The sequence below is a fragment of the Methanobrevibacter sp. genome (assembly GCF_045130115.1).
In the GTDB taxonomy this organism is placed as follows: domain Archaea; phylum Methanobacteriota; class Methanobacteria; order Methanobacteriales; family Methanobacteriaceae; genus Methanocatella.
Window position 1 is genome coordinate 58977 of the sequence record NZ_JBGUPC010000052.1, and the last position, 7193, is coordinate 66169.

General features: G+C 40.1%; 8 protein-coding genes and 1 tRNA gene. 5 read left to right on the forward strand and 4 right to left on the reverse strand.

Features of this window, described 5'->3' with window-relative positions:
* The first annotated feature begins 32 nt into the window (after positions 1–32).
* A complete protein-coding gene (gene dusB / locus ACJMML_RS09065) occupies positions 33–1010 on the forward strand; it encodes a tRNA dihydrouridine synthase DusB (RefSeq protein ID WP_405307002.1) in 978 nt (325 codons plus the stop codon).
* Here the strand turns inward: dusB and ACJMML_RS09070 are convergent.
* Together ACJMML_RS09070 and ACJMML_RS09075 are read right to left on the reverse strand one after the other, a co-directional pair.
* Positions 1007–1339 (reverse strand): TIGR04076 family protein, encoded by a 333-nt coding sequence (locus ACJMML_RS09070; protein ID WP_405307003.1) that lies wholly within the window; start codon positions 1337–1339, stop codon positions 1007–1009. The two genes, dusB and ACJMML_RS09070, sit on opposite strands and share 4 nt — an antisense overlap.
* 33 nt (positions 1340–1372) lie before the next feature.
* Positions 1373–2344, reverse strand: a complete 972-nt coding sequence (locus ACJMML_RS09075; protein WP_405307004.1) for a hypothetical protein — start codon at positions 2342–2344, stop codon at positions 1373–1375.
* A gap of 94 nt (positions 2345–2438) precedes the next feature.
* Between ACJMML_RS09075 and ACJMML_RS09080 the strand changes: the two genes are divergently transcribed.
* Positions 2439–2957 (forward strand): zinc ribbon domain-containing protein, encoded by a 519-nt coding sequence (locus tag ACJMML_RS09080; protein WP_405307005.1) that lies wholly within the window; start codon positions 2439–2441, stop codon positions 2955–2957.
* On the opposite strand, the gene rimI is transcribed toward ACJMML_RS09080, so the two are convergent.
* On the reverse strand, positions 2931–3383 hold the full coding sequence (gene rimI, locus ACJMML_RS09085; protein ID WP_405307006.1) for a ribosomal protein S18-alanine N-acetyltransferase: 453 nt from the start codon (positions 3381–3383) through the stop codon (positions 2931–2933). The genes ACJMML_RS09080 and rimI overlap by 27 nt on opposite strands.
* A 70-nt stretch (positions 3384–3453) precedes the next feature.
* On the opposite strand from rimI, the gene ACJMML_RS09090 reads away from it, so the two are divergent.
* Genes ACJMML_RS09090 through cobK form a run of 3 tightly spaced genes read left to right on the forward strand, consistent with a single transcriptional unit; the run spans position 3454 to position 7059 of the window.
* Positions 3454–3843 carry a UPF0146 family protein gene (locus ACJMML_RS09090; RefSeq protein ID WP_405307007.1) on the forward strand — a complete coding sequence of 130 codons (390 nt, stop codon included), beginning with the start codon at positions 3454–3456 and terminating at the stop codon, positions 3841–3843.
* Between the two features lie 4 nt (positions 3844–3847).
* The gene (locus ACJMML_RS09095; protein ID WP_405307008.1) at positions 3848–6277 is read left to right on the forward strand and encodes a calcium-translocating P-type ATPase, PMCA-type; all 2430 of its coding nucleotides are present in this window, start codon (positions 3848–3850) and stop codon (positions 6275–6277) included.
* Positions 6274–7059, forward strand: coding sequence for a precorrin-6A reductase (gene cobK, locus ACJMML_RS09100; protein ID WP_405307009.1), 786 nt, complete (start codon positions 6274–6276; stop codon positions 7057–7059). The genes ACJMML_RS09095 and cobK overlap by 4 nt, the downstream gene beginning before the upstream one ends.
* A gap of 13 nt (positions 7060–7072) precedes the next feature.
* Here the strand turns inward: cobK and ACJMML_RS09105 are convergent.
* Positions 7073–7156 (reverse strand) — tRNA-Ser (locus tag ACJMML_RS09105).
* Positions 7157–7193 lie beyond the last annotated feature (37 nt).

A 7193-nucleotide genomic window follows, 5' to 3' on the forward strand; every position in this document is an offset into this window, starting at 1 on the left:
AAGGAAAAATCAGATAATTTAACGTGACTTCTATGAAATGGAAAATTGGAAATGTTGAAATTGACAACCAGGTGGTCCTTGCGCCTATGGCAGGAATATGCGATTCGGCATTCAGAAGAATAGCCAAATCAATGGGATGTGGACTGATTGAAACTGAAATGGTGTCAGATAAAGCAATAATGTATGAAAACTCAAGAACACAGGAAATGCTTTATATGACAGATTATGAAAGACCAATTTCCCAGCAGATTTTTGGAGCGGAAGTCAAATCATTCAAAATAGCTGCAGAATATATTGAAAATACCATGAAACCGGACATCATCGACATCAACATGGGCTGTCCTGTTCCAAAGGTGGCGGTCAGGTCACAGGCGGGAAGCGCACTTCTTAAAAACCCTCCAAAGATAGGTGAAATCGTGGAAGCTGTTGTTGAAAGCGTTAATGTACCGGTAACTGCAAAAATCAGAAGCGGATGGGACAAAAGCTGCATAAATGCCCTTGAAGTTGCAGGAATCATTGAGGATGCGGGAGCATCAGCAATAACTGTCCATCCGAGAACAAGAGAACAGAGATACGGTGAAAGCGCCGACTGGTCAATAATCAGGGAAGTCAAGGAATCCCTTTCTATACCAGTCATCGGTAACGGGGACATCTGGTCATGTTATGATGCCCGTGAAATGATTGACGAAACCGGTTGCGATGCGGTGATGATCGGCAGAGGAGTTCTTGGAAACCCATGGCTCATAAGGCAGTGCATCGATTATCTGGATGACGGAACGGAACCTGAAGAAATCACATTGGACCAAAAAATCGAAATGATCAAAAGGCATGCGGAGCTACTTAATGAAATCCGACCAGAAAAGGTTGCAATGCACAAGATGAGAACCCATACGGCATACTATCTTAAGGGCCAATGGAGAAGCTCCGAAATAAAGCCAAGAATATTTAAAATGAATACTAAAGAAGAACTCTTCGATCTGCTTGAAGAGTATATCGAACTTGTCAGCTAATCTGATTCAGGCAGGGATTCTATATCTGTTGCTTCCAATTTCATAATAACCGGCCTTAAACCATCATTGCATGAAACAATTGCAACGCCAGGAGTCCTAATCCAATCATTGTAATACCAGACATCATCAACGCCATGAGCAAGGGCAAATACATACTGATATATTGCCTTCCATGCCTCATCACAGAAATTTTCCGGCTTTGCGTAATCCGCATAGTAAACCTGGCCTTCAGACATTAGAGGGCAGGTGGATAATCCCTCAACACCATATTCCTTCGCAAGGTCCTCCTGAAGAGTTGTTTTCAAGATAGTTATTTTAACCTTTTTCATGATATCGCCTTTGAATTTAGTTTAGAAAATGTATTAGTTGCCATTGATTTTTTCATTGCCAAACTTGTCGAAAAGCTCCAAATCACCATCAGAAATCGTATCAACCTCAAGCAAGTCCATGCCGGTGATTTCAATTACCTCCTGTGCAAGGCCGACATAGGTGTCTGGATAGTCGTTATAGCCGAATATGTGCCATATGATGTCTCCTTCAAAGACGATTTCCAGATACCAGTCATAGCCCTCCAAATCATCGGGGTCTCGGGCATTTGACTTCCTGTGATACTCATCAAAAATCCACATGTAGACATGATATCTCTCAAGCAATTCCAAAATCAGCTCCCGGTCACTGCCGGTCAATTCCTTTTCTATGTATCCGTCGATTCTTCCTTCTGAAAAGTTAATGATCAGCCGAGGATTTGGAAGTTCATAAGGGTATGTCCTATAGTGGCCAAACTCAATAGTCTTGAGAGGCAATTTATCTTTCAAGTAAACTCCGTCATTTCTGATATCAAAATAAAGTGGAGTCACAAGCTGCCTTTGATAATTCAGATGCAACACATCAAAACCAAATAATTCCATCAATATTTCACCAAAGCCAATCCAGTTTGGAGGGAAATTGTTCTTGAAGCTGTATTCCTCGAAATTATCAGTCGAATAGATTATGACAGTGCAGGAATAGATTAGCTCTATCTTTTCAAAATACGTGAATTCCTCAGATTCAAAGTCTTCAAACAATTTCAAATCATTGAAATCTTGCAGGAACCTGTCCTTTTGAGAATCATTGAAGCTATGAATCGTGCTGGTCATGCTTTTCCTCAAATCGACAAGTATGTCAATCCATGAGTCATCACAAAGGGAGTGTTCGCTCAAAAATTTATCGCCGCTTCCGCGCTCGGAAATTTTATAATATGCATTATTGTTGACCAAATCAATGGTGAAACACTCATAGTGGCGATTAAGCCTTTTAAAATTAAACCTTTGTGTAATCTCGATTTTTTCAATCATTAATTATTCTATCTAATGCAAGGATAATAAATTTAACTAAATTTTAAAAACATTTATAAGTAATCATAAATTAATTATTTAACTAAGTGATAACATGATTAGAAGATGCCCACAATGCGGTACTGCTGCAGATGACAAATACGGTTTTTGCTATAAGTGCGGACATGAGTTTCCAAAAATAGAAATGGATGCAAAAGCCTGTCCATTATGCGGATTCATCAATCCTGAAGAGGCAGATTATTGCGTCAAATGCGGTACTCCATTAGTATTTAAGCAACAGTTTGAAAAAACAAGCACCACCACCCTTGGTCCTATTGTTATTCAAAAAGAGGTCGTGCAGAACCCTGCAGAACACACACAAAAAAGGACAAGCAGATGGCTGATACTGTTCGGCTACATTTTCTCAATTCTGGGAGGAATCCTCGGACTAATCATTGCAATATACCTTTCAACCAGAAAGGACCCTGTTGCTCGAAAGCATGGGCACATCCAACTAGCAATATTCGCATTCTACATTGCGCTAATAGCCATTTTTTACCTTACCGGAAACATACCGCCAGAGGCAATAGCCCAATACAGGCAAATGCTAGCGGGGAATTTTACCTCTATTTAAGTGCAGATACATCAAGATGGCTCCTGCACCATCCTCATAATATCCCGGAACAACCCTGTCTATTTTAAAATTGAATGTCTTGTAAAACTCAACCGCACCAGTATTGTTTTCATTGACTTCAAGATATATAGTGTCGAGGTTTAGAAGTGACAATATTGATATTGCCTTTACAAGAAGATGTGTTCCAGCTTTATGGCGACGGTAATTCTTGTCAACTGCAATGGAAATTATATGGCCCTGATTTTCATATTTTATCCAGAATATGACATATCCAATGACATACCCGTCTTCCTCTGCAACCAGAAACCCGACACCCATTTCATAGAGTTGCTGAAACATGTTGATGCCGTAAGACTGATTGAAGGACATGCTTTCTATTTCATAGACTCTTTTTAAATCATTCGGCTTAAATTTCCTTACAATCATAGCAAATTAAAATTTAAAAATCAATGTATTTAATAGTTTTGATGACCAAATATTAAATTGAGGATTAAAAATGTGGGATGATTTTGCCGAATATATCTTAAGCGAAGCCGAAAATGGAAACGTCAAGATTGCCGAAATTGCAGTGGGCAAATTTGACAGAATTGCAAATTATCTGGCTTCAAAAGACAATATCGATTTGATTAAAACAGACATCAATCCAAAGGACGAAACAGTCATAAGAGACGACATTACAAATCCAAATATGGATTTATACAAAGATATGGACATCATCTATTCGATAAGACCGCCAAGCGAGCTTCAGCCATACATTGTCAAGCTTGCAGTTGAAATCGACTCACAGCTCATTATAAAGCCACTGACAAACGAAGATTTAAATACGGGCAAAGTTAAAATGAAATTAAAAAATTTCAAAAGGGCAAGCTTTTACACCTTAAGGTGATGCAATGGAAAACGTTCTATCTCAATTTAACTCATCAAAAGAAGGGCTCAGCAAAACTGAAGTTCTTGAAAGGCAAAAGGAGCATGGCTTAAACAAGATTGAAGAGAAAAAGCCTACTCCATTAATCAAATTATTCCTTATCCAATTTGTAGATATTCTGATTGGTCTTCTAATAGTTGCGGCCATTGCCGCCTATGCAATCGGCGATGTCATCGATGCAGGCGTAATCATGCTTGCAGTTCTTTTAAATGTCATCATGGGATTCATTCAGGAATACCGGTCACAAAAGGCTGTTGAAAGCCTAAAGAATCTGATCGTTAAGACTGCTGTGGTGAAAAGGGAAAATAAGATTGAGCAGATAAATTCCGAAGATCTGACAATTGGAGACATTGTAATACTTGAAGAGGGGGACAAGGTGCCTGCAGACCTCATATTGATTGAGGCAAATAACCTGACCTGTGATGAATCATCCCTGACCGGCGAATCCGAAGCTGTCAAAAAGGAAATTGAAGATGAGGTCTATATGGACTGCAATATCCTTTCAGGAAATGCAATGGGTGTTGTCAAAGCTATTGGAATGAAGACACAGGTCGGCGAGATTGCGAAAGTTGTCCAGGAGGACGACGAGGACACACCTCTGAAGACCAAAGTCGGAAGGCTTGGAAAGACACTGTCCCTTATTGCAATCATCGTATGTATAGCCATCTTTATTTTGGAGCTGTTCAAGGGCATACCTCTTGTCGAGACATTCATGACTGCGGTTTCCCTTGCCGTTGCCGCAATTCCTGAAGGCCTGCCTGCCGTTTTGACATTAACACTTGCATTAGGCATGTCCGAAATGGCAAAATCCCAGGCGATAGTCAAAAGGCTGCTTTCAGTTGAAACATTAGGGTCATGCACAATCATCTGCAGTGACAAGACCGGTACACTGACCGAAAACAGGATGACCGTTGTCGAATCATATTTCACCAATGAAGACAAGACATTGGAAATTGGAAAACTATGCAACAACGCCACCATCACAAATGGAGAAGCCATAGGCGACCAGACTGACGGAGGGATTTTAAAATTCTGCCAAAATCATGAAAGCGACTTGAGAAGAGTTGGCGAAATACCTCTTGACAGCGATCGTAAAATGATGACCACTATACATAGCCTAAACGATGAAAAGAATATTGTTTTTACAAAAGGTGCTCCAGAAATAATTCTAAGCAGATGCAAATACATAGATTATGATGGAAGTATTGAAATAATTGATGCTGAAAGCAAGGAAATTATAATTAAAAAAATTGATGAAATGAGTGGTCATGGCCTGAGAGTGATTGGATTTGCATACAAGATTGAGGACGAACACGACACGGAAGAGAACTTGACTTTTACAGGACTTCTCGGACTGGCAGACCCTCCAAAAAAAGATGCCAAAAAGGCCGTCAGCGATTGTCTGAAAGCTGGAATCAAAGTAAAGATGATTACAGGCGACCATGAAAAAACAGCCTGCTCAATTGCAAGAAACCTTGGAATACTGACAACCGGAAGGACAATAACCGGAGAGGAACTGGAAAAACTCAGTACCAAAGAGTATCTGGCCATTGCAGATGACATCCAAGTGTATGCAAGGGTGAAACCAAAACAGAAAATGAGAATCGTCGAGGCCCTTAAAAGTTCCAACAACATTGTTGCAATGACAGGTGACGGCGTAAACGATGCACCGGCACTCAAAAAGGCATCAATTGGAGTTGCAATGGGTGACGGCACAGATGTTGCAAAGGAATCAGCAGACATGATTCTGGAAAACAACGACTTTGCAACCATTGTGAAGGCGGTCAAGGAAGGCCGTAAGATATACGACAACATCAAAAGGTTCGTCAAGTTCCAGGTTTCAACAAATGTCGGGGCAATATTGACAATTATCGGAACATCACTGCTTAACCTGCCGCTTCCATTCAATCCTGTGCAGTTATTATGGTTGAATATTGTGATGGATGGTCCGCCTGCCCAAACATTGGGAATTGAAGGTGCCGAAAAGGACCTGATGCATCGCCCTCCTGAAACAGGAGACATTCTGACCAGAAAGACTCTGCTTGAAATATTGATTTCAGGAATTGTAATGGCAATAGGAACAATTGCAGTATTCAGTTATCAGCTGAGCATAAACTCAAGCGAAAGAAAAGCTATGACCATTGCATTCACATTATTCGTAATGTACCAGCTCTTTAACGCATACAACAGAAAAGCGAATTCAGACAAGCCAAGCACTTACCTGTATTTGGCAATTATCCTCTCATTCATACTTCAATTGTTAATAATATACTTGCCGCAACTGCAGATCATATTCAGAACCACAGCCATATCCTTGGTTGACTGGCTGGTAATCATAATTGTCGCATTTACAATAATCATTTCCGAAAGAATAATGAAAAAAGTGATAAAATGAAGATACTGTTACTCGGCGGAACAAAAGACTCAACAAACATTATCGAGCATGTCAAAAAAAATCATGATTTTCATATCATGACCACCACCACAACCGAATATGGGGCAATACTGGCCAGGGAAGCCGGAAGTGATGAGGTAATCTCCCGCCCCCTTCTGAAAGATGAAATCATCGAAATAATCAAAAAAGAAAATTTTGATGTGCTGATTGATGCCACACATCCATTTGCAGCCCATATCACACAAACCAGTGCAAGCATTGCAAGTGAGCTGGAAATGCCATATATCCGCTTCGAGAGACCCACCACCAACCTTGAAAACATTGACACATCACACATCCATTATGCAGATTCATTTGACATGGCAGGAAAAATGATTGAAAGCAAATTCAAAGAAGGAAACGTGCTGCATTTTGCAGGAGCAAACACCATGGAAGACATCCTGAAATATGTCAGCGTCGACAGGTTCTACCCAAGAATACTGAAAGTGGAAAGCTCCATTGAAAAATGTGAAAAGTTTGGTGTTGATCCGTCACACATCATTCCAATGAAAGGTGCCGCCAGCCTGGAAGAAAACCTTGAATTGATTGAAAGATATGATGCAAGCGTAATGATTACAAAGGAAAGCGGCGATGTTGGCGGAGTCATTGAAAAGATACAGGCCGCAAACGAAAAGGATGTTGCAGTCATAATGATACAAAGGCCAAAAATAGATGAATTAAATAAAAATGATATAGTATCTAATCTTGAAGAATTAGATATCAAATTAAAAAGTTTTTTTTAAAAATAGTGGTAAACGCCGAGACTGGGATTTGAACCCAGGCGAGGGTGACCTCACAGGATTTCAAGTCCTGCGCCTTACCAGACTAGACTATCTCGGCATATGAAAAGGAATATTTAGAAGGATTCTAAATATTT